The organism is Variovorax sp. WDL1 (assembly GCF_001541225.1).
Lineage (GTDB): Bacteria > Pseudomonadota > Gammaproteobacteria > Burkholderiales > Burkholderiaceae_C > Variovorax.
Map to the genome: position 1 here is coordinate 39353 of NZ_LMTS01000030.1, position 21148 is coordinate 60500.

Here is a 21148-nt window from a genome sequence, read left to right on the forward strand (position 1 = left end):
TGTGCGACCACCCCGGTTTTCCAGACTCAGCTAACCGCCTTGCAGCGCACCAGAACGCTACGGCTCACGACTGAGCCAGCCGTGAATGAGCCACCAGAGCCAGCGAAGAAAAAGGGCGTCACGGAGCCGTCCTGTTTGGCAATGTCGTAGCCCGCGCTCCCGCAGATTTCCCCCGCCTTCTCGTAGCAGGCATCAATGCTCAGCACCGAGCCGTCGCACGAGATTTTGTGCAGCGGCTTGCCGTCCTGGCCAATGATCGTCCGAGAGGTTGCGCAGCCGCCGAGCGCGAGCGCCGACGAAAGGAGGAGGATGATTTTTTTCATGCTGCTAGCGTAGCGGCACGCACTGCCACCCGCACGGCACTTTTCCACAGTCGGCGGTGAACGTCGCCACTTGGACCGGAACCGATGCCCGGTGGATGCGTCTCTGCTGAGGCCATTCGAGTCGCCCACCGTACCGGCCTTCCAGAACGAAGGTTTGGAGACCCCAGGCGCTGCTGCGGCGCGTCGCCGCCGATGCAACTTTTCGACACAAGGCATCCTGCCGGGGAAGAAGCACATCACGGCTTGACTAGGTCTTCCACGCCATGGGCCGAGTCATACCGAGCGTTTGCTTTGCGGTTTAAGTCAAGGTGGCGAGAAGAATGTCAGGCTGAACGCGGCCGTGGCGTCGAGCCGAACTCAAGGCTCAGCAGCAAGCCGGCAGATCACCTGGTCGCCGACGCGCAACGTTCCGCCTTGAAGCACCCGCGCCGTAAACCCTCCATGCCCTCGCATCAGGTTGTAGCCGCCCGGCCCGAGCACCTCCTCCATTCGAGAACATGGCTCACAAGGTCCAGTGATCTCCAGACGGACCTCGTCCCCAATCGCCACTTCGAGAGGCTGATCCCGAAAGAGGGAACGTGCTGCCGTCAAGTTCAGGCCCGAAATCACCAGGTTGCGTCGCAGCAAGGCCGGGTCCAGCTGAGGCAGTTCCGCAAGGGCGGCCACGACCGGCAGATGCTCGGCTTGGATCAGAGTAATCTGCCGGCGGCCACCAGCGCGGCCGCTGGAGCTGTGGTCTCCTTCGAGCCCTTGATCGACAAGGGCCATGACTTGGCCCACCGAAATTGTCGGAGCGCGCCGGGAGGGACGGAGATGAATGGAATCGACGCGGCCCGCCCGGGGGAAGCGGCGGGTCAGAGCGCGGAGGTCCTCCATGCTAAAAGCCGCCCGCGGCGAGGTGACGCAGGGCGGGCGCCAACTGCACCCCCCGTGCCTGCCTCACAGCCGCATTGATGATGTTGCCATCCGAGGCGACATCCATCTCGACCATAGTCCCGACGTACTCGACCAGCATCTCGTGTTCGCGCATGCCGGGGACCGGGTCATCGATGTGGCCAAACCCAGCGAGCACCTCGCCGTCGATCAGACGGTACAGCAGCAGGATCCAGTGGTGGTTGTCGAGCTCCGGTGACTGCTCGGCCGTGGCGATGAACCCCGGCGCCGCGGCGATCGCGCGCAGGCCTGCAGCGAACGCCTGCAACGTCTCCGGCAACGCCATCGATCCCCCGTTCGGCTGAGCCGCCTGGATGGCTCTGGCCATGGCCGCTGCAGCGAGGGCTCGCAAAGCGGTGCTGCGGGCTTCATCGACCTCGTGCCTCAGTGACGCCAGCTGCGCCGGCAAGATCGCCGCGGCCGCGACCCAAAGATTGCCCGTGTCGATCAGGTAGACGAACGCATCGGTCGCCAGCGGCTGCCGTCCCGCGTGGAGATCGAGGCCCCAGTTCGGCCTGGGCTCCTGCGCCAGCGCGCCAATGGCCTTCCAGAACGAACGCTCCGGGCTGGACGTGGCGGCGACGCGCCGCAGCAGCGCCTGGGTCTTGAACGACGACAACTTTCGGCTTCCTTGGAGGGACTCCCCGGCATGCTACTCCTCCCATTCATCGGTTACCGGCGCCGCTGCCCTAGCGAGATCAAGAGCGCCTCCCGTAAAGTTGGTGGCGACATGAAGCTCCTCGCCCTTTCAGACCTGCACCTCGAGTTCGGCACCTTCCGCGTGCCGAAGTTCGAGGCCGACGTCGTGATCCTGGCAGGCGACATCGCGGCGACGGCGGCCAAGGCGCTTCGGTGGGCCCAGCGGCCCGACAACTTCGGTGAGCAGACGCCCATCGTCTTCGTACCCGGCAACCATGAGTTCTACGGCGGCGTGATGGACACGACGCTCGAGGACATGGACCGTGCCGCCTCTGGCAACGTCCACGCGCTGAATTCCGGCGAGGTCGTGCTGCAGGGTGTCCGGTTCCTCGGAACTACGCTCTGGACCGACTTTGCGCTCGCGATCAAGACAGGCGAGGGCACCATGAGCGACGTTCCTCGCGCGATGGAGGCCGCACGGTCGAGCATGAATGACTACCGGCGCATCCGAGTGGTTGAGGCCGTAAGCCGTCGTGGCGCCACCAAACGAGAGAAGCGCCGCTTGGCTCCGGAGGACACAGCCGCTCTTCACCTCAGACAGCGGCAGTGGCTCGCCGACAGGCTTGTCGAACCTTTCGACGGGCCCACGGTCGTCGTCACGCATCATGCTCCTCATCGCGGCTCGCTGCATCCGAGGTTCGCCTCGAACTGGGTCTCGACGGCGTACGTGAATGAGCTCCCTGAGAGCTTCTTCAAGGTAGCGGCCTGCTGGATTCATGGACACACGCATGAGAGCATGGACTATCGCGTCGGCAACACGCGCGTCGTGTGCAACCCGCGCGGCTACGCGAGCTCATTCGAACCCGAGCTGAATCCCGCATTCAATCCGGCGCTGATCATCGAGATCTAGCTTCTACTTCGCGCCGAGCCGACTGCGCGAACATATTTTCTCGATCTGCCCTAGCGCGATTCCGAGTGCGGTACGTATGCTGGTCTGCATGACCCTGCTTGCCACCGAGCCCACCTCCAAAGCCGAGGACGAACTCACCTACATCGAGGACGACGGAACGCCGGACCTCAGGTCCTACGACCGATTCGTGTGCTTCTTCTCCACGGGTAAGGACAGCCTGGCGTCGGTGCTCCACCTGCTCGATCTGGGTGTGCCGGCAAGCAAGATCGAACTGCACCACCATAACGTCGACGGCGACCCCGATGCGGGCGAAGGCCTGATGGATTGGCCTGTGACGCTCGCCTACGGCCAGGCCGTGGCGCGGCACCTGGGCATGGAGTTCGTCACATCCTGGCGAGAAGGTGGGATTGAGCGAGAGATGTGTCGTCAGGACACGCGCACCGCGCCGGTGGTGTTCTACAAGGATGGCAAACGCATCGAAGTCGGCGGCGTGAATGGCCCTTTGGGCACGCGGCGCAAGTTCCCGCAGCAAAGCGCCTCGCTCTCGACGCGCTGGTGCTCGAGTGCCGCCAAGATCGATGTGGGCGCGTCATACCTGCGCAATGACCTTAAGTTTCGCAATCAGCGCACGCTCGTGGTCACCGGGGAACGCGCCGAGGAATCCAGCTCGCGGGCGCGCTATGCCACCTTCGAGCGGCATCGCACCGACAGCCGCCACGGAAAGACTGCCCGGCATATCGACCATTGGCGAGCGGTGCATGGGTGGTCAGAGGCACAGGTGTGGGCCATCATCGAAAAGCACCGCCTGGAAGTCCACCCAGCGTACCGTCTAGGTTACGGACGTGTCTCATGTCAGTTTTGCATCTTCGGATCCAAAGACCAATGGGCCACGAATCGTGCGATCGCGCCACGAGCCTTCAGCCGGATTGCAGCGTACGAGCAGGACTTCGGCGTGACGATCCATCGCAAGCTCGCCGTCGGCGCACTGGCTGATCTGGGCGCGCCCTACCCCGCGGCAACGGGCTTCTGGCTCGAGTGCGCGATGTCGACCACCTTTGATGCGCCGATCGTTGTGGAAAGCTGGAAGCTACCTGCAGGAGCGTTCGGCGAGAGCTGCGGTCCTACCTGAACAAGAGCATGGCAATCATCACCCCTTCCGAAGTGCCGCGGTCATTGCGGCCCTCCGTGCGCAACCCGCTGATCGAGTTGCCAGCGGCGCGCGAGATCCAGTCTCTGCCTGAGGACACACGCAAACACCTGCGCGCCCTGCTGCTCGACATCCGCGCAAGCGCTCAGATGAAAGCGCAGCATTCGTGGCGCTTCTCGAAGGCCCCGATGGCCTTCTACTGGAAGGTAGTCGCGGTCTACGCGGGGCACATCGCGCGCTTGCTCAGGTAACGGCGTGCGAGGGGCAATGAACGACCGCTTCGCAGAAACTCGTTCGGCCGCTATCCGCCCTACGGTCGCGCCGCGCAGCGTCCACAATGCGGCCCGCGACCGACCACTCGCAACCGCGGCTCGAGGAACAAACCTCCTCCGATGCGAAGGACGGCTACGACCGAATGCCGAACACCGACAGAATGATCGCGGCCAGAGTCAGTGCTACCGGAAGCTTCTGAGCGGCGAGCACGCGGGCCTGCACGCTTGACAGCTTCGATGGCAATGCAAGATTCGCTTCGGAATGAAGAGGCGTGGACATGGTGGCAACTCCTTAGATGTCGACGAGCCGATTGCTCGCATGCCTCAAAGGTAATCCTCACGGCGCGCGTCAGAGCGCGTCTGCCGGCGACGCGGTGTTTCCGTTTCTGTATCAATCGGACCTCCCGGGGTCAGGGGCGGCCGATTCCTCCATAACGGAACTCCCCTGCCGACTTTCCCATCCTTACTCCAAGAGCTGACAAACTCGGCTCCACCAAATGATCAGTTCCCAGCAACCTCCATCCTCGCGGACAGCCAGCAGCGCGGTGCCGAAGCTGATGTTCTTCGGTGATCCGCACGGGGACTTCAAGCCCATCATCGCCGCGGTCCAGCGCTATCGGCCCGAGGCGATCATCCTGCTCGGCGATGTCCAGGCGCGGCAGCCGCTGCACGTCGAGCTCCGGTCGATCCGCGACCTCACGCAGATCTGGTTCATTCACGGCAATCACGACACCGACTCAGATGCCGACTATGACAACCTGTGGGGCTCGGAACTGGCCGATCGGAACCTGCACGGCCGAGTCGTCGAGATCGCTGGCTACCGGGTCGCGGGCCTGGGCGGCGTCTTTCGCGGGAGGATCTGGAATCCTGACGAGCCGAAGGCTAACGCGCCTTTCCGCTCCCGCGCCGACCTCCTGCGCCATGTGACTCGAGGCGGTACGGTGGAGGGCCCATGGCGCGGTGGCTTCGCGCGCAAGCACCTGTCCAGCATCTTCCTCTACGAATACGAGGCGATGCTCGGGCTGGAGGCCGATATTCTTGTGTCGCATGAGGCGCCGGCGGCGGCCCCCGGAGGCGCCTACGCGGGCCGTCATATTGGCTTCCAGGCGATCGACCATCTCGCAGTCTCCATGGGTGCATCTTTAGCCGTGCATGGGCACCACCACCGAGCTATCGACTACGTCCACGAGGGGCTGATGTCGGCGTCCGCGCCTTTCCGGGCCTTCGGCGTGGACATGGGGTCGCACCTGGCCTGGCCGCTCGTCGACGGAAGAGGGCCGCGTTGATCCTCTTCCTGGACTTCGATGGCGTCCTGCATCCGGAAGGCGAAGGGCACCTTCCCAACGACGGCACCGACTTCTGCTTTTTGCCCCGGCTGGAGGCGCTGCTGCGCGAGTTCCCGCACGTGCGCATCGTCATCAGCTCGATGTGGCGCGAACGCCTCTCGCTCGATGAGCTGCGCGAGTTCTTCTCGCCCGACATTGGCCCACGCATCATCGGGGCTACGCCGCTCCCAAAGCGCGACAACGCCGGCTACGTGCACGCTCGCCGGGAGGGCGAGATCTGCGAATGGCTCGCGGCGAATGGAGGCGTTGAACAGCCGTGGGTCGCCCTTGATGACGCGGAGTGGCAGTTCGACCGGCACGTCAATCGCCTGGTCGCGTGCGGATCGTTCGTTGGGTTCGATGACGACGCGACGCAGGCCCTCCGCGCTCACCTCGACGCGTCACGCCTGTAGGCCCGACGGCCGCCCGTAGCAAATCGCGATCGGCGAAGTGAAGCAGCTTCTGCCTTGCGCGAATCGATCGCGGATCAGCATACTGTTTTCACATCTCGCGTCAGGCCCATACCGTGAACACAAATCAGACCTCCCAGCCCATCGGGGCCAACGGCCTTTCCGACTCGATCCTCTCCGCTGAGCAATGGCGCGCCGAAGCCTCCCGGCTGTTCGGGCCAGATCCCCTGAAGTGGCGGTTTGTGTGCCCGAGCTGCGGCCACGTTGCCGCCGTCGAGGATTGGAAGAACGCCGGCGCGAAGGACACACAAGCCGCGTTCTCCTGCCTCGGTCGCTTCCTCGGCGCCGACGACTCACACACCTTCAAGAAGGATGGCGGCCCGTGCAACTACGCCGGCGGTGGCCTGATCGGCCTGAACCCGGTCGCGGTTCGCAGCGAGAGCGGCGCGATCACGCGCGTATTTGCCTTCGCCGGGCCCGCCCATGCTTGATGTGCAACCGTTCACCGACAAGCAATGGTGGAGCATGTGCGATGCGCAGATGTCGATGCCCGAACCGCTCGCCAAGTCCGACTTGAACCGGCCGTTCGTCTACGACCGGCGCTATGGCGTCTTCTACGTTCCACCGGGCCACCATCAGCACGCGATGAGCATCCTGCTCGCGTTCAGGCATGGCCACACGAAGGGAATCGCGGTGGCCAAGCACCTGGGCCTGAAATTCTCGCAAGGGACCGCCGACGAGTGGCTCCGCACGACGCCGGGCGCCTGCTTTCTCAGTTCTGTAGGGAAGGACGTCCTTGCTGGCACCCGCGACTCGCTGAGCGTGCTCGAGAAGCGGATCATTGGAAGAAGGATTGCGTATGCGTTCGAATGAGGGCGTGGTCCAACCAGCTGCGCACCCGCGCCAACTCGAGCTGCATTGCCAGCGCTGGAATCACCGTCGCGCAAGCTACAGGCCCGCCGGCGAAGTCTTCGATCCGCGCCGCGCCGGCGTCGAGCCGATCGAAGAGCGCGAGGCGAAGGCCTTCGTCGAAATCTTGGTTCGCAATGAACCGCAACGCCCAAGAACTACAGGCCGTCGAGCGCGCCGAAACCGAGCTGGTCGACGAGAGCGCAACCTTCTTTGCGCCGGTGAGCAGCGACGTGCTCGACGAGCTGCTCGGCCAGTACCAGGCGCGAAAGCGCAGCATCGAACAACTCGCCGACGCGTTGCTTGGTGAGGAGTTCAGAGCGGCGATGAGCTATTTCCTGGAAGCCAGCGAGATCAGGCGCGGGCACCACTTCTCCATCAGCTCGCTGGCCGACGTGGACGGTGCGATGTCCGTGCTCGATGCGAGCTACTGGTCCAAGGCCCTCGCGCTCACCGACGTCCTGGATTGCATGCCGCAAAGCCGCCGCGACCAATGGAACACAGCGATCGCCGATCGCAAGACGGTGCCATTCACTGAAGAGGCGGTCAGGCCCACCATTGCAGATCTGCTGGCCTCGCGCCACAAGTTCTTTTGCGAGCGCGTGGACGGCATCTTCCGAGGTCTCTCGGGGACCCATGTCACGAATCAACCGCAGGGATTCTCGAAGCGGATGATCCTCAGCTACGTCCTCAGCGATGGTTACCCGAACCACAGCCGCGCGGGACTCATCAACGACCTGCGCTCGGTTATCGCGACCTTCATGGGCCGCCCGGGACTGAAGCACTATGAAACGGCCAACGTGCTTCGCCGCATCGCCGAGAGCGGTGCATGGGGCGAATGGCACGACATCGATGGCGGCGCGCTGCGCATCCGCATCTATCGGGGGGTTGGGACCGCGCACCTCGAGATCAACCCGGAGATCTCCTACCGGCTCAACAGCGTGCTGGCCAGCCTGTACCCCATGGCCATCCCGGCCAAGTTCCGGGCGCGCCCGACGTCGAAGCCGAAGACCTTCAAGCTGATGGAGCGTCCCCTGCCCTTCGCGGTACTGCGCCTGCTGGAAGCTGGCGGCGTGGGTCGCCACGAAGCGGCAGGCACCTGGGAGTTCTCGCTCTCCTACAGCGGAAAGGACGAAGGTAAGCACGCCCTCCGCGAGGCCGAACGTGTGCTGGAGGCGATCGGGGGCGTGCCCTCGAGGTACGGCTACACCTTCGACTTCAACCCGACCGCCGTGCTCAACAAGATCCGCATCTCCGGGTGCATCCCGGATGCCGCGTCCTTCCAGTTCTACCCAACGCCGAGCACAGTCGCAGAAGCTGTCTACGAGATGCTTGGTGCGGACGGCCCCGAGGACAACTATCTCGAGCCGAGCGCCGGCATAGGCGGTCTTGCCGGGCTGCTGCCAGCCGAACGGACCACGTGCGTCGAGATCTCGGGCCTGCGGTGCGACGTTCTGCGCGCAAGGGGCTACCAGGCGCACCAGGCGGACTTCATCGCCTGGGCGACCGCTCAGCGCGCCGGCAGCACCAGGTGGACGAAGTGCCTGATGAACCCGCCCTTTGCGGACGGCCGTGCGCTGGCGCACCTGCACGAAGCCTCGACCTTGGTCCAGGCCGGCGGCCGGATCGTGGCCATCCTGCCGGCGTCCATGCGCGGCAAGGATCTGCTCGAAGGCTGGGCGGGGGAATGGTCCGGCGTGTTCTCGAACGAGTTCGCCGGTACCGGGGTCAGCGTGGCCATCTACGCTGCAACCAAGCCGTGAGCCAGGGCGAGGCGCGAGGCGAGCCGCCGCGGAGCGTGGTAGGGTCTTCGATAAAACGCCATATTTGGCGTATTATGGAGACCATGCCTGCCCTGTCCATCAAGGCTGAAACTGCTGTCATCGCTCTTTCGCAGACGTTGCGTTCCTTACGCCTGCAGCATGGCGAGTCACAGGCCATGGCTGCACAGCGAATCGGTGTGGGTCTGCGCACCTATCAGCGCATGGAGTCGACCGAACCCTCCGCCGGTCAGATCGGCGTTCCGGCCGGCGGAGTTGCCATCGGCGACTTCATCATGGCGCTGGAGGTCTACGGCGTCGATGTGGTCGAGGCGCTCACACAGCTGCCCCAGAGTGCGTCGCCAGTATCTGGCGCGCGCCGAGAGCGCGGGCGCACGCCCAAGCCCTGCCGGCCGAGCATCCCTTCCTCCTGAGGCACATGCGCAATTCCACACCCTCAGCAGACGCCAAATCTGTCCCCGCCCGGCTGTTCGTACACATTGACCGCCCGGACGGCGTGCGCCCGGTCGGCGAGATGCGCTTCGATGCTTCAGTGGTCGGCGGCTTCTCGGCGAAGTTCCGCTACGTGGCCGAGTGGCTCGCCAACGAGCGGCGACGCTTCCCGCTCGACCCGATCAACTTGCCATTGACGGCCACGCCTCGATGGATCGAGACCGACAGCAAGTTCGTGAACCTGGGTGTCCTCTTCGACGCCGGTCCCGACATCTGGGGCCGCCAGGTCATGCGCCACAAGACCGGCATCGCGAACCCCGCCGAATCGGCCCTGCTGCTCATGGGCCGCGGCAACGGCGTGGGCGCCCTGCTCTTCTCGACCCGTCCGGATCTGAAGCGTAGCGACCTGCCCGGCTTCGACACGTTGCCCCTGATCGAACAGGATCTCCTGCGGGTCCACCAGGCCGCGCACAACGTGTTTGCGACCACGCCCATGCCCGAAGAACTGCAGGGCCTCCTGGCGGGCTCCTGGTCGATCGGCGGCGCGCGCGCGAAGGCGGTGATGCGAGACCGGGACAACGGCATCTGGATCTGCAAGTTCAGCGAGCCCGGAAGCACGGTCGACCGGCAGCGCGTCGAGTACGCCAACATGCGAATGGCGGCCGCCATCGGCATCGAAGTGCCCGAGGTGCGCCTGGTCGAGACAGAGCTCGGTTCCGTCCTGCAGGTGCGCCGTTTCGACCGCAATCCCCAGCTTCAGCGCCTGCACTACGCCAGCGCCATCTCCCTCGTGAGCGCGGTTCCCGACGACAAGCGCCTGAGCAGCTCGCGCGACCAGCGTGTCTTCTCCTATGCGAACCTCGCCCACATTGCATCGGCGGTATCGACTGATCCCGTTCACGACCGCACGAGCATCTTCGCGCGCATGGCCCTCAACGTGGCTGTCAAGAACACTGACGACCACCTGAAGAACACCGGGTTCATCGAGACCGAGTCCGCAGGCCTGAAGCGCTTGCGTCTATCGCCGGTCTTCGACGTCGTCACACAGGCGTCCTCGCACCACTACCTGCGCATCGGCTCCCAGGGCCGCCTGGGCTCGATGGAAAACGTGCTGTCCGAGTTCGACTACTTCAAGCTTACGGATAGAGGTGCGTATGCCGTCGTGGACCGGGTCGTCGACGTCGTCGCGCACCGGCACCAGTTCTATGAGGAAGCGGGCCTGTCAGGCAGGGACATCGACGCTCTGGACGCGCTGATCGAGCCGATCGTGCCGGCGGCTGTCGACGATGCAGAGGTCGAGCCAGCGCCGGCGCCGAAGTGAAGTGTGGCCGAGAGCATTCGAACGTTCCTCCCTTCGGCAGGCACAACCCCAACAGACCTCACATGACGATCCGATCGACCTCAGCCAGCCAGGATCAGTTCCTGGAGATGCTCGCTCAGAACGGCTACACACACGTGCGCCGGATCGGCGAGAAGTACCTGGGCCTGTTGCGTTTCAATTTCACCATCGGCCTGGTCGTTGGTCTGGACTGGGCCGGCCACGAAAGGCGCTACTGCTACGAGCTCGCCGAGGACGCGATCGCAGCGCTTGATGCATGGGATGGGCAAGGCCACCCAGGTGGACCGTGGATCAAGTGCAAGGGGGCGGGGATCGATCTGCTCAATCCCTCTTTCGGCCTCGATGTGGCAAGCCTCAGGCCGGCTGCCGCCGTCCCTCGAAATCGGCGCTGATCGGCCGTTCGACAAGCTCGTCCAATTCGCTCCAGATCTCGTCGCAAAGCCCCGGGCGAAAGGCCGCTGCGCGAAATGCTGCATGCTCGCTGCGGTAGACCTCCAAGAGGCGGGCGCTGCCGTCAGCGATGCAGGCACGCATGTTCGCCAGGCGGTCGCAGGGCTTGACGATGAGGGCGAGCCGGTTGGCAGTCGCCGCGAGCCGTGAATAGGCCATTGCCTTGCGTTCCTTTCGACTGTCAGCCAGAGGGTCGCTCAGCAGATCCACCGCCTCCGTCACCTCATCGCCAAAGATCTCGCTCAGCAAGGCGAAGGTCATCCCCGGGACATCCTCCTTCACGTCGTGCAAATAAGCCGTCACCGCTGCGTCCTCCCCATAGGGTCGGGCGAGCTGCGCCACCGCATCAAGGTGATGGACGTATGGGTGGCGTCCATACATCTGGTCGCCGTGGGCTTCGACGGCGAACGCCCGGGCGATTGAGACCGTGGGTGCAGGGGAAGAGGACATTGCCCATTGTCACGGGGCCGCGCCAAAGCCAGGCGGATCTTTTTTCGCGAGCTGCCCTTGCGGGTTTGAGTCCGAGTGTGCGATCTTGTTCTGCGGTAAGCCCCACCGGCAAACAACAAGAACGATGCAGCAGTCAGACCTATTCGAACCTATCCTCGCGGCCTATCGCAACGTCCAGATCAACGACGAGGGAATCACCAACTCGGCGCTCTACCAAGCGCTGAACCTCACCGGCGGCGATCGCAAGCCCGTCGGTCGCGCGCGGGAACCCCACAACCTCCAGCACAGGAAAGTGCGTTGGCAACAGCAGACGCTGCGTCGGCTAGGGCTGCTCGAGCGGATTCCTGGTCAGAGAGGCAAGTGGCGGCTCACGCCAAAGGCTCAGAAAGACGGCGACCTTACGCCCGCACCAGAAGGCGTCGCCCTGGTGGCATTCAGCACGGATCTTGGCCTCGCGATATGGACGCGCACTGAGACGCTCGCCGGCAAGCTCACTGATCAGATCTCCGCGATCATCACTTCGCCGCCCTACCCTTTGCGCGAGGCACGGGCCTACGGCAACTGCTCCGAGGCAGAGTACGTCGACTTCATCTGCGGCGCCCTGGAGCCGCTCCTGAAGAACCTGATCACCGGGGGCTGTATCGCGCTGAACGTCAGCAATGACATCTTCCTGTCCAAGTCCCCTGCCCGATCGATGTACGTCGAGAGGCTCACGCTGGCGCTGCACGACCGGCTGGGCCTGCAGCTGCTCGAGCGCGCGATCTGGCACAACCCGACCAAGCCCCCAGGACCGACATATTGGGCGTCGATTAAGCGCCAGCAGCTGAACGTCGGCTACGAGCCGGTGCTGATCTTCTGCAACGACCCGGTGCGCTGCATCGCCGACAACCGGCGCGTGCTGCAGCCGCATTCGAAGCGCCACACCCAGCTTCTGGCCGCCGGGGGCGAAGTCCGCACCGCCACGTATGGCGACGGCGCGTTCAAGCTCCGGCCCGGCTCCTTCGGCAATGTGACCGCTGGGAAGATCCCCAAGAATGTGATCTCCATCGCGCATGTCAGCAGGGAGGTCGAGAAGACCCGCAAAGAGGCGAAGGCGCTCGGCCTGCCAGTGCATGGGGCGTTGATGCCGGTGAAGCTCGCGAAGCTGCTGGTCGAGTTCCTTACGCCCCCTGGCGGCCTGGTGCTCGATCCCTTCGGTGGCTGGTGCTCCACGGCATTGGCCTGCGAGGAAGCCGGCTACCGTTGGATGGCATTGGAAATGATGGCCGAGTACGCCGCTGGCGGCGGCCTTCGCATGAGTGATCGTCCGGGGTTTCTCGCATCCTTTGACCTGGAGCACTGGAAGCCTGCCGGCGCGAAACGAAACTGATGGCGCAAAGCGCGCAAATGTTCGCGTTCGCGAACACTGTTCTTGCCCGAAAAGCGCCGTCCGGGCCATTTCTGCGCCAGACTCCTCGACGGAAAAGAATGCGTCGGACCGAACCATCCCAACCCTGAGCAGCTCGCCTGCTCGGCACGCCTCTTTTCGCGTTGTAGAAGCGCCTCTGCAGCGACGTCGGAAACGACACTCACATTCATTTTGCCGACCCCCAGAGTCAGGGGTCAGGAGGGCTATTTTCGTGCCGATGACGATATACGCCGTCGACGACCATCCGATGCTCCTCGATGCAGTCGTCATGGCCATGAGGCGCCTGCGGCCGCACTCGAACATCGTTGAGCTCAGCAGTCTCGCCGGCTTGGACGACGCTCTGATCAACCACGGCCCGCCCGACCTCGTTTCGCTGGACATCAACCTCCCGGACAACGACTCCGACGACGGCGTTGCCAAGGTCCGGTCCATGTTCCCCAAGGCGCAGATCGCTGTGTTCTCCGGCCGCCCATCAAGCGAGATGGAGGAGGCCTGCGTTGCGTCGGGCGCCGACATCTACATCGAGAAGGCCCGGGGCCGCAACGAGTACGCCGCGGCGCTGCGGGCCCTCTTGGCGGCGGCGCCCAGCTCGGACGATTTTCCATCGAATGGCGCTCCCGATTTCAAGCTTTCCAAGCGCCAGCGACAGCTCGTGACGATGATGGACCGCGGCATGACCAACGCGGAAATGGCAACCTCGCTCGGCCTGATCGAGAGCAGCGTGAAGGTTCATCTCTGGCGTTTGTACCGCAAGCTTGGCGTGAACAATCGATCGCGGGCCCTCTTCATCGTTCGAGCCAACCACCTTCTCGACTGAGTACGACTTGGCCCCTTGCCCCTGAGACCGGGCGAATAGGGCGGAAAATCGACTGAACTGGTTCACGCCGGAGTTTCGCCCTGCGTGAAAAACTCAGTATCCTCCGCGCCATGTCATCCATCCTTCCTCTGCCGCCCGCTATCGCCTACGGACTGCCCTGGAGAATGGTGTTCCCCACGAAGCGCGCCCCCGTTCTGCTGGAGCGCTTCGCAGACCCCGACTTCGTTGCAACGCTGAGCCCCGACGAGCACGCGCATAGCGAAGCAGTGATCACCGCCTTGCTGGCGAAGATGCTCGCGAACCAGAAAGCTCCAAAGACTCTCACACGTGCGCACGTGAACCGAGCCACCGCCGAGATCCTGTGGGCGGAGCGCTCGCCCGCCGGGCTGAAGGTGTCGCTTGGCAGCACCCGGTTCACCCTGTTGCAAGCCCTCGTCTGGATCGGCACCAGCGTGAGCCGCCTGGTCAAGGCGCTACGCCCGGACCCGGGCACGCGGCAGCCCGAGTATCCGAACCAGTTCACCGATTCGGATTGGGTCGACATCGGAGTCGGTGGACTGTCAGCGGCCGGTCCAAGGGGCCCCAAGCCGGGATCGGCGCCCGTAAGGCGCCCTGCCGAGCTGAATCTGTCGCCACCTTCCAGCAGCGCCGAACGACGCAAACGCCGGGACGAATCCTTCAGGCTTCGCTCCAAGTCGGGGCACGTGATCAAAGGCAATGACCATCGGCTGGGATGGCTGCTCTTTGAGGCACACAAAGTGGTGTCCCTGAACCGGCCCGAGCTCTTCGATGCGGACCATGTCATCGGAAAGCTCTCCCGCAGCATCATTCCTGGCGCAGCAGAGCTCGCAACGATCTTCCAGGCGCAGCTCGACGCGGTGGAGACCATGGATATCGCCCACGAGATACGTTGGGTGCTGAGGGAGCTCCTAGCGAATGCCTCCGCCCCGGAGCCGTGGACAGAGGAGAGCCTCCTTTGGGCGTTCGGAGTTTCCGAGGACGGCAAGTTCGATCCGCACTTTTGGTCTGCAGCCGCGCCCCCGAGCACGTTCCGCCTGCGTCGGACGCTCGCGAAGATCATCAGTCCATTCCTCGCTACCACCTTCTATTCGCCCGCCTTGGCCGAAATGGCCGACCACCTCACGTCCCTAGGCTTCATGGGTGCTCGGCACCTTCAGACCAGGCTCGCGCCGGTCATCGGCGATTCGCAGATCATCGGCGTCGCGAAGTTCATGACCGACGTTTTCCAGATGAAGATTGGACGCATGGACAACGTCCCCGTCGCAGTCGACGGCCTCAATTGCGACCTGTTCTACTGGAATCAGGACGTCAAGCCCGTCACCATTCTGGAGGTCTGCGAGCTGGCTAAGGATCTGACCGCGGCGAGGGGCGCGTTCCGCTTCGAACACCTCGCGGACGCTTTCGGAGATCGCCACGAAGGACTTCGAAAAGAGTTGCTGCTACGCGAAATCCTCAACGAGTGGAGCGCTGTCCGATGGTTGGATGAATCAGGCTACGGCGTAGTCATTGGCGCGAGCCCGATTGTCGACGTCGTTGAGCATATGCTCAACGCAACTTGGCCTCGGCCCTTGTCCGTCGAGAACATCACGCAGGGCCTGCGATCCCTGAGAGCCCCGCCGCGAGGGATCTCCTCGGCGCGCGCAAGGCTCCAGGAGCCAGTGCCAGGTTTCGTCGAGGACGACGTGCTCCTCGAAGCCCTGATTGCGTCCGGCAGAATGCGCCGGGTCGGCCGCGCATCGGTCGCACTCAAGAACAAGCCCGCGGCCGACTACTGGACCTGGCGGCCCGTTGAACGCGATCTGATCGACTATCTGCGGTCGGTCGGCGGCTCGGCTCCGAACCGGGCCATCTACCAGCATTTCAAGACCGACAAGTCCGTTGAGCCGCATGCGCTGGCGGAGGCAATGAAGACCTTGCCTTATCTCCACGCGCCAACAGTCCAAGGCACCGCTTTGTGGCCCTGGGCGATGTGAGGGGCGTGAGGTGATGAAGCTCACATAAAGAGCCTCACGCACCAAGGGGACCAGCGATATAGGGTCCAAAAGGGCCGAGTGGGCGTACGCATCATGACGTAGGCATCTGCGCCACTCGTCCTGCGGAATGCTCGAAAATCTCCGAAATGGAAGAGCGCCACTACCTCAACGTTCCCTACAAGGAAAAGGACGCCGCGAAGGCGTTGGGCGCCCGGTTTGACCCCGAGACCAGGCGCTGGTGGGTCCGCCCGGATCTTGACCTGTCGGCATTCGCAAAATGGAACTTGCTGCCGGGGACCTCGAACGAAGCTCCGGTGCCGGCCCGCGCCGCGCCGGCGGCCGGCGCACCCGCGCCCGACCTGTTCGCCTCGCGAGAGGTCGCCCCACCCACCGCACCCGTCAGCGGCGAGCTTGCAGCGCCAGCGAAGGGCATTCCACTGTCGCGCCTGCTCGGCGGCGTGGCCACCGCGATCGCACAGGCCTTCAAGGGCGGTGTCTGGACAATGGTCGAGGTCGTGAACGTGAAGCTCGGTAACGGACACGTCTACCTCGAGCTGTCTGAGCGGGATAAGGCCGGCCAGGTGCTCGCGAAGGCGCACGCCATGATCTGGGCGAATGTCGCGGGCAAGATCCTGCCTGAGTTCGAGCGCGCCACCGGTGCGACGATCGGCGCCGGGATCAAGCTGCTGGTGCGCGCCAAGCCGACCTTCAAGGCACAGTACGGCTTCAGCCTTGAGATCGACGCCATCGACTCGGAATACACGCTGGGCGACCTGGAAGCGCGCAAGAAGGAGATCCGAACTCGGTTGCAGCGCGAGGGCGTCTTCGAGCAGAACAAGAAGGTGCCGCCCCCTTGGGACTTCACCTCGGTCTTGGTAGTGGCGCCGCACGAGGCGGCCGGCCTGGGCGATTTCCGCAAAGAGTCGGACCGGCTGGCGCAATTCGGCATCTGCCGCTTCATCTACGTGCACAGCCGCTTCCAGGGCGAAGGTGCGGCGCGCGAGATCATTGCGGCGCTCACCGCGGCCCTGGAGGAGTGCGCGGCCGCCGACGACTTGCCCGATGCGATCGTCATCATCCGCGGTGGCGGCGCCGTGAACGATCTGGCTTGGCTGAACGACTACGACCTGGCACGCTTCATCTGCGACCAGCGCCTGCCGGTCCTCACCGGCATCGGACACGAGCGCGACAGCACGATCCTCGACGAGGTCGCCTTTTCCAAGTTCGACACCCCCAGCAAGGTGATCGGTGCGATCGAGAAGCTCATCGCGCGCCGGGCCCGCGAGGCAAAGGCTGCCTCCGAGACGATCATGAGCATGGCGGCGCGCGCGGCGCGCGAGATGCGAGCTGCGGTGGAGCGAGCCCACGGCCAGGTGGCGGCGGATGCGAGATCGAGCGTCGCGCGCGTCCGGCAGCGCAGCCGGGACGCCATGAATGCCATCGGGCTGGCGGCCGTGCGCGACGTCCACCAGGCAGGCAGGGAAAGCTTGCGGCTGGTAACCCAGGTGCGCCAGGACGCCGCGGCGCAGGTGGCCACCGCGCGCCAGCTCGTCCCCAAACGCATGGCCGAGGTTCAGGCCCGTGCCACTGCCGGCCTGGCCGAAGCGCGCAGCAGCTCGCGCGTCTCGCTCAACACCGTGCTCGATCGGGCGAGCGCCGGCGCGCGATCTGCGCGGCGCCAAGCCGACACGCAGTTCGCGGTGATGGGTGAGCGCGCCACGGCAACGCTGAGCCGCGCCCGAGCGAACTCCGAGGCGCTCATGCGCGAGATTACGGGCCAAGGCCCCGACAAGACCCTCCGCCGCGGGTTTGCCATCGTGCGCGACGCAACCGGCAAGCCCATCACCAGTCTCGCGCAGGCCGCGCCAGGCCAGCACATTGAAATTCAGCTCCGGGACGGCACCATGGGTGCACGCGCCGGCGACCGAGAATGAAGGACTCCAACATGGAACAACAGACCTTTCGCGCAGCGTACGACGTGCTCCAGAAGCACGCAGAGACCTTGCGCGAGCAGAAAGAGCCCAACATCGACGATTTGCTGAAGATCGTCACCGAGTCCGTTGCAGCGTACAACGTCTGCACCAAGCGGATCGATGCGGTGGAGGAAGCCCTCAAGGTGGCGCTCGAGGGAGCGAACGTCGACGGCGCCAGCCCTTCCGTTTAAGGGGCAGGGGCCCGGCCGCGATCGGAAGGGGCACGACGGGCGAGGGGCCGATCGCTGCCAGGTAGCCTCCAGTGAAGCGGCGGCTTGATCGAAGAAGCAGCTAGCTTTCCGAGGGTTCACAGACAACGCGCCGCTTAGCAGGCGCCTCCCTCTACTCCAGCATGGGGTTTGCGACCATCGGCAAACTCTATTTTCAGTAGAGCTACACAAGGCTTGTTACAGGAAACGGGTCACTTCCCGACCAGGAAGAGAAGCGCGACGAAGATCAGGCCGGCGCCCCATTTCAGGGATGTTCTGAGCTTCTCTACGTTCGCGCTCAAGGCCACGACTGCGGCGGCCACGGGGTCGGCTGGAATCGGTGCGGAAGCCGGAATTTCCGTGTTCGGTTCATCTTCGGATGCGTAAGGGTCCGGCTCCGGAGGGGGCGCGATGGCGTGAAGGGTGTTCTTCGTGATTATGCTGTTCACGTACCCGTTGGCGTGCTTCGGCCAATCCAAGGTATCGCCTGGGTCTGCTGGCCGCAAGAACAAGTTCTCGTTGCGGGCGCCGGGTGCCATCGGGTGATGGGTCGTGAATACCTTTAGGCGCAGCACCACGATAATGCTGGCGACCTTGCCTTCTGCGATCGCGGCAATCAGAGGCTCGAACGCTGCCTTGGGCAGGTACAGCGCGACGTACCACTGATCCTTGGTGCCGTTCTCCCAATCGGCCCTGTTGAACCCGATGTTAGCGAACCCAGCCGGGGCTGAGAAGGCAGGCTGTTCTCCGTCGTCTCGGAGCGGAACTTCGCGATCCCAGATGCCCAGCTCAAGGGTCCTGGTCTTCTTGTCGGGCTCGCCGATGATGGAAATGTCGCGGTCCTGAAGCACCGCGGTGCCTGTGATGTACCGCTTGGCCTGGACGCCTTCGTCCGTTTCGTCTTGGATCTGCATTGCCTCCTGGACAGAGTGCACGTCCAGGATCACCTGCCATCCAGGGTAGTAGCTGCGCTTCTTACCATCCTCGAAGGTAACTTCGATCTTTTTGTCCTCGTTCTCGACGATTTGGATCGGCAAGGTCTTCTCCTTCTTGGTTGTGTCGGTATGTTACTCATCGACCGTTGCCAAGACCTCACGCCCCGGACTTCCTCCCTCGTCACCGATTTTTCTCAGCAAGCAAACAAGCTTCTTACTTTTCTCTTATTGCGTGAAACGCACACGAGAAAACATCGCACGCTTTCGATTCGCGTCTACCTACTATCGCGGGCATGAATACCCGCGATGACTTCTTCCGCCGCCGACCCATCCTTTCGGATTCGCAGGTCGCTGACCTCCTCGAACGGGTCTGCCCGTCCCCCGTAAAGACCGGAGGGGTGCGCACCAAGTCGCAGATGTGGCTCTGCCTGCCCAGGAACGGAAAGTGGCTCCAGGGCGCTTTCGGCGACATTGATGCGACGCCGCACCTGATGGCGCTTCTGGGGCGCGAGACCATCTACCAGGTGGTCGGGAACGACACGGCGGACCGCCACTACTACGTCGAGCTCGTCGAGCGCGTCGACGGCGTCCATGACCTGTACCTGAAGTACCAGCACATCATCGGCTCGCGCCTGCTCGGCGGTGTCTCCGACGCCCAGATCGAAACACTGCGGGCTCGCTTCGAGGGACGCCTGCCCTTGCCCAAGTTCAAGCCGGGGCCCACCGTCGCGCACGTTCGCCTGGTTGCGGCCCCCGCCGACGGCAATGCGCGCATCGGCTCGCTCCTCAGCGAGATCCAATCATCCGTGCAGCCGGAGGTCCAACCGGCCCCGGCGCCAAGCCCTGTCGCCCAGCCGGTTGCTTCGAAGCCTGAGCCTCGCGTTATCGCCGGCGCAACTGCCGCGCCCGCGCCTACTCTGGACGGCGCTGCGGTGCCAGACGCCGCTGGATCGCGCGGGCGCCGCATCGACGAAGACGTGCTGACCGTACTCCGGGCAGGCCGAACCGAGGACAACAAGTTCTTCCTCGGGCCTGAGCGCCTCGACCCCAAGCTCTACAAGCGGGTGAACGTTGTTCTGAAGGAGCTGGGCGGCGCGTGGAGAGGCGGGAAGACCCAAGCCCACGTTTTCGAGGGCGCCGCCGACGAAGCCCTCGCCGCAGTCATCGCGTCGGGCGAATACCTCACCGCAAAGGATTTTGGCTTCTTCCCGACCCCTGCAGGCTTGGCCGATCGGGCCGTCGCAATGGCAGGGCTGCTTCCTGGCATGAAGGTGCTCGAGCCGAGCGCTGGTGACGGGAGCCTGGCGCTGCGCGCCGCAGCCATCGTGGGGGCAAAGAACGTGACTACCTGCGAGTTCCTGGCCCGCAACGTGGCGAAGCTCAAGGCTGCCGGCCTGAGCGACGTGATCCACGGCGACTTCCTGGATATCGAGCCGGCGCCCATCTACGACGCGGTCGTGATGAACCCGCCCTTTGGAAGCCTGCAGGACATCAAGCACGTCCAACACGCAGCTCGATTTTTGAAGCCGGACGGCGTGTTGATCGCCATCACGAGCCCGAGCTTCCAGCACCGCAACACTGCAGCCGCCGCGGCCTTCCGCGACTTCGCAGCGGCCAGCCAAGCCGAGGTGGAGGACATCCCAGCAGGCACCTTCCGTGAATCCGGTACCGAAGTCGCCACCGTGCTCCTAAGGATGGACGCCTGCAACTTCCCCTGGCACCTCGCCGCCGATCTCGCCGAGGAGGAAGAAGAGCATGAATCGGAAGAGTTGGCCGAAGCGCCGCGGGGATGACACAGATGCTCACCGACCTGGTTGCCCGCGACCTTCTTACCGCCGCCCTCGTGCGCCTCGTTGCGCCGGACACGTCGGCCACGGTCCTCGGGACGCAGATCGCCTGCCGCCCCGACGGCCGCGCGATCGTTGTCCGCGACCCTGAAGGCCACGTGTTTGCGCACTTCGCCGTCCCGAGCTTCATCCGCGACGACGCGGAGACCGCGCTCACCACACCCGACGAGCCCAGCATCGCTCCTGCATCCGCGATTGATCGCCCTCTCCCTTGAACGCCCAGGAGCCTCAGATGAACGCCGCTCTCCGAACCACCGACACCTACTTCGCACGCCTGCTCGCCACCGTCCAGCACAACGGCTTCCTGCTGCGCACCATCAACCGACGCGAATGGACCGAGGAGCTGACCCTCGCAGCGGTCCGCAGCGAAGGCCGTGCCCTGCGTTTCATTCCAGAGCCGAGCCAAGCCGTCGTCCGGGCGGCAGTCGAACAGGACGGCGATGCGCTCCAGTACGTGGTCGAGCAGACGGACGAGATATGCACCGCTGCTTGCCGGCAATGGCTCGGCGCGCTCCACCACATCGCCGATGACGACATGCGCGAGCGTGTCATTGAAGGGTTGATCGAAGCAGGCGTGCTCGCCACCCATCCGTTCAACAAGGCCACAGACGCCCCGGCGTACGCCGCCTGACGCTCCCAAAGGAA

At 64.3% G+C, this 21148-nt stretch carries 25 protein-coding genes; 19 read left to right on the forward strand and 6 right to left on the reverse strand.

What is annotated here, in order from left to right; translation table 11 throughout:
* Window positions 1-26: 26 nt before the first annotated feature.
* The 3 genes from APY03_RS06575 to APY03_RS06585 all read right to left on the reverse strand — a co-directional run bounded on the left by APY03_RS06575 (window position 27) and on the right by APY03_RS06585 (window position 1875).
* On the reverse strand, window positions 27-323 hold the full coding sequence (locus APY03_RS06575) for a hypothetical protein (protein WP_068675126.1): 297 nt from the start codon (window positions 321-323) through the stop codon (window positions 27-29).
* A 357-nt stretch (window positions 324-680) separates the two neighbouring features.
* Window positions 681-1091, reverse strand: a complete 411-nt coding sequence (locus tag APY03_RS06580) for an MOSC domain-containing protein (protein WP_332112732.1) — start codon at window positions 1089-1091, stop codon at window positions 681-683.
* A 109-nt stretch (window positions 1092-1200) separates the two neighbouring features.
* Window positions 1201-1875 carry a hypothetical protein gene (locus tag APY03_RS06585; RefSeq protein WP_068675130.1) on the reverse strand — a complete coding sequence of 225 codons (675 nt, stop codon included), beginning with the start codon at window positions 1873-1875 and terminating at the stop codon, window positions 1201-1203.
* A gap of 111 nt (window positions 1876-1986) precedes the next feature.
* Between APY03_RS06585 and APY03_RS06590 the strand changes: the two genes are divergently transcribed.
* The 3 genes from APY03_RS06590 (at window position 1987) to APY03_RS06600 (ending at window position 4203) form a co-directional block, all read left to right on the forward strand.
* Window positions 1987-2805, forward strand: a complete 819-nt coding sequence (locus tag APY03_RS06590; RefSeq protein WP_068675132.1) for a metallophosphoesterase — start codon at window positions 1987-1989, stop codon at window positions 2803-2805.
* An 88-nt stretch (window positions 2806-2893) separates the two neighbouring features.
* Window positions 2894-3934: a phosphoadenosine phosphosulfate reductase domain-containing protein gene (locus APY03_RS06595; protein WP_083944199.1), complete on the forward strand. Its 1041-nt coding sequence runs from the start codon at window positions 2894-2896 to the stop codon at window positions 3932-3934.
* A gap of 8 nt (window positions 3935-3942) precedes the next feature.
* On the forward strand, window positions 3943-4203 hold the full coding sequence (locus tag APY03_RS06600) for a hypothetical protein (RefSeq protein ID WP_068675134.1): 261 nt from the start codon (window positions 3943-3945) through the stop codon (window positions 4201-4203).
* Window positions 4204-4357: 154 nt separating this feature from the next.
* Here the strand turns inward: APY03_RS06600 and APY03_RS42350 are convergent, their stop codons facing one another.
* A complete protein-coding gene (locus APY03_RS42350) occupies window positions 4358-4504 on the reverse strand; it encodes a hypothetical protein (RefSeq protein WP_174262852.1) in 147 nt (48 codons plus the stop codon).
* 265 nt (window positions 4505-4769) lie between these two features.
* Here APY03_RS42350 and APY03_RS06605 point away from each other — a divergent pair, with 265 nt between their 5' ends.
* The 8 genes from APY03_RS06605 (at window position 4770) to APY03_RS06640 (ending at window position 10812) form a co-directional block, all read left to right on the forward strand.
* Window positions 4770-5510, forward strand: coding sequence for a metallophosphoesterase family protein (locus APY03_RS06605; protein ID WP_068675136.1), 741 nt, complete (start codon window positions 4770-4772; stop codon window positions 5508-5510).
* Entirely contained in the window at window positions 5507-5962 is a 456-nt protein-coding gene (locus tag APY03_RS06610; RefSeq protein ID WP_068675138.1) for an HAD domain-containing protein, read from the forward strand. Before APY03_RS06605 ends, APY03_RS06610 begins: the two co-directional genes overlap by 4 nt.
* Before the next feature lie 113 nt (window positions 5963-6075).
* Entirely contained in the window at window positions 6076-6450 is a 375-nt protein-coding gene (locus APY03_RS06615) for a VVA0879 family protein (RefSeq protein ID WP_068675140.1), read from the forward strand.
* A 34-nt stretch (window positions 6451-6484) separates the two neighbouring features.
* Window positions 6485-6832 carry a hypothetical protein gene (locus APY03_RS06620; protein WP_068675143.1) on the forward strand — a complete coding sequence of 116 codons (348 nt, stop codon included), beginning with the start codon at window positions 6485-6487 and terminating at the stop codon, window positions 6830-6832.
* A gap of 173 nt (window positions 6833-7005) precedes the next feature.
* A complete protein-coding gene (locus APY03_RS06625) occupies window positions 7006-8631 on the forward strand; it encodes a DUF4942 domain-containing protein (protein WP_068675145.1) in 1626 nt (541 codons plus the stop codon).
* Between the two features lie 176 nt (window positions 8632-8807).
* A complete protein-coding gene (locus APY03_RS06630) occupies window positions 8808-9062 on the forward strand; it encodes a hypothetical protein (RefSeq protein WP_232324178.1) in 255 nt (84 codons plus the stop codon).
* Window positions 9063-9067: 5 nt separating this feature from the next.
* Complete coding sequence (locus APY03_RS06635) at window positions 9068-10402, forward strand: type II toxin-antitoxin system HipA family toxin (protein WP_068675149.1); 1335 nt, start codon at window positions 9068-9070, stop codon at window positions 10400-10402.
* A 62-nt stretch (window positions 10403-10464) separates the two neighbouring features.
* Window positions 10465-10812, forward strand: coding sequence for a hypothetical protein (locus tag APY03_RS06640; RefSeq protein ID WP_068675151.1), 348 nt, complete (start codon window positions 10465-10467; stop codon window positions 10810-10812).
* Here APY03_RS06640 and APY03_RS06645 read toward each other — a convergent pair.
* On the reverse strand, window positions 10775-11320 hold the full coding sequence (locus APY03_RS06645; protein ID WP_068675152.1) for an HD domain-containing protein: 546 nt from the start codon (window positions 11318-11320) through the stop codon (window positions 10775-10777). The genes APY03_RS06640 and APY03_RS06645 overlap by 38 nt on opposite strands.
* A gap of 85 nt (window positions 11321-11405) precedes the next feature.
* Between APY03_RS06645 and APY03_RS06650 the strand changes: the two genes are divergently transcribed.
* From APY03_RS06650 to xseB, 5 genes are all read left to right on the forward strand, one after another.
* Window positions 11406-12689, forward strand: coding sequence for a site-specific DNA-methyltransferase (locus APY03_RS06650; protein WP_198161218.1), 1284 nt, complete (start codon window positions 11406-11408; stop codon window positions 12687-12689).
* A gap of 256 nt (window positions 12690-12945) precedes the next feature.
* Window positions 12946-13545, forward strand: a complete 600-nt coding sequence (locus APY03_RS06655; RefSeq protein ID WP_068675156.1) for a response regulator transcription factor — start codon at window positions 12946-12948, stop codon at window positions 13543-13545.
* 110 nt (window positions 13546-13655) lie between these two features.
* Window positions 13656-15539 carry a hypothetical protein gene (locus APY03_RS06660; protein WP_162487239.1) on the forward strand — a complete coding sequence of 628 codons (1884 nt, stop codon included), beginning with the start codon at window positions 13656-13658 and terminating at the stop codon, window positions 15537-15539.
* 146 nt (window positions 15540-15685) lie between these two features.
* On the forward strand, window positions 15686-17473 hold the full coding sequence (gene xseA / locus APY03_RS06665; RefSeq protein WP_068675160.1) for an exodeoxyribonuclease VII large subunit: 1788 nt from the start codon (window positions 15686-15688) through the stop codon (window positions 17471-17473).
* An 11-nt stretch (window positions 17474-17484) separates the two neighbouring features.
* Window positions 17485-17703: an exodeoxyribonuclease VII small subunit gene (gene xseB / locus APY03_RS06670; RefSeq protein ID WP_068675162.1), complete on the forward strand. Its 219-nt coding sequence runs from the start codon at window positions 17485-17487 to the stop codon at window positions 17701-17703.
* 230 nt (window positions 17704-17933) lie between these two features.
* Here xseB and APY03_RS06675 read toward each other — a convergent pair whose 3' ends face one another.
* Window positions 17934-18758 (reverse strand): hypothetical protein, encoded by an 825-nt coding sequence (locus APY03_RS06675; protein WP_068675164.1) that lies wholly within the window; start codon window positions 18756-18758, stop codon window positions 17934-17936.
* A 191-nt stretch (window positions 18759-18949) separates the two neighbouring features.
* On the opposite strand from APY03_RS06675, the gene APY03_RS06680 reads away from it, so the two are divergent.
* The 3 genes from APY03_RS06680 to APY03_RS06690 are packed head-to-tail and all read left to right on the forward strand — an operon-like array spanning window position 18950 to window position 21134.
* Window positions 18950-20449, forward strand: a complete 1500-nt coding sequence (locus APY03_RS06680) for a methyltransferase (protein WP_083944196.1) — start codon at window positions 18950-18952, stop codon at window positions 20447-20449.
* 5 nt (window positions 20450-20454) lie between these two features.
* Window positions 20455-20718, forward strand: coding sequence for a hypothetical protein (locus APY03_RS06685; RefSeq protein ID WP_146039631.1), 264 nt, complete (start codon window positions 20455-20457; stop codon window positions 20716-20718).
* A 17-nt stretch (window positions 20719-20735) separates the two neighbouring features.
* Window positions 20736-21134 (forward strand): DUF4116 domain-containing protein, encoded by a 399-nt coding sequence (locus APY03_RS06690; RefSeq protein WP_068675171.1) that lies wholly within the window; start codon window positions 20736-20738, stop codon window positions 21132-21134.
* Window positions 21135-21148 lie beyond the last annotated feature (14 nt).